Source organism: Mesorhizobium sp. P3_A8, from assembly GCF_056402995.1.
The window spans coordinates 1-764 of record NZ_JBFUGI010000044.1 but is presented as its reverse complement, the minus strand read 5'-3'; the positions used below and the strand labels follow the sequence as shown (position 1 = coordinate 764).

At 62.0% G+C, this 764-nt stretch carries 1 protein-coding gene; it reads left to right on the top strand.

What is annotated here, in order from left to right; genetic code table 11:
* Nucleotides 1–24 precede the first annotated feature (24 nt).
* Nucleotides 25–764, top strand: a 740-nt coding sequence (locus AC1DX4_RS35060; RefSeq protein ID WP_477224684.1) for an IS5 family transposase, incomplete at its 3' end; no start/stop codon positions are given.

The window sequence follows — 764 nt, the reverse complement described above, 5'->3', positions numbered from 1 at the left end:
GATTGACGCTCGGAGGGAATCACGATGGCAGTGAAGCAGACGGGTCAGTTGAGCTTGGCGGAAGCCTTTCTGGGCGGCAAGTTGGCAGGCGGTTCTTCGCCACTCGATCGATTGTCAGGTCTGGTGAAGTGGTACCGCTTCGAGAAGCTACTCAACCCGCTGCGCGATGGTGGACCGGGTCGGGCTGCCTGGCCACCGTTGGTCCTGTTCAAGGCGCTTTTGCTTCAATCTCTGTACGGACTGTCGGATCGCGAACTGGAGGAGGCGCTTGGCGACCGGCTGTCGTTCCGACGTTTCGTCGGGCTCGGGCTGGAGGAGAGCATTCCYGACCACACGGTGCTTTCGCGCTTTCGCAACCTGCTTGTCGGCGAAGGTCTGTTCGAGAAGCTGTTTGGCGAACTGGACCGGCAGTTGGAGAAGGCTGGCGTGATCCTGAAGCGGGGCACGATGCTGGATGCCACGCTGATCAATGCGGTCTCATTGCCGCCGACGGACGAGCAGGCATCAAAGGATGCGGATGCCCGTGTCACGGTGCGGCAAGGCAAGGGCGGCTTCACTTTCGGCTACAAGGCACATGTCGGAGTGGATGAGGGCTCTGGCCTGATCCGCAAAGTGATCACGACGCCTGCCAACGTCAACGACACGGTGGTGGCCGATGCCTTGATCTGCGGCGACGAGAAGACGGTATGGGCGGACGCCGCCTACGACACCCATGCCCGCCGTGCCCGGCTCAAGGCCGCAGGCAAGAAGCGCAGGCAAGAAGC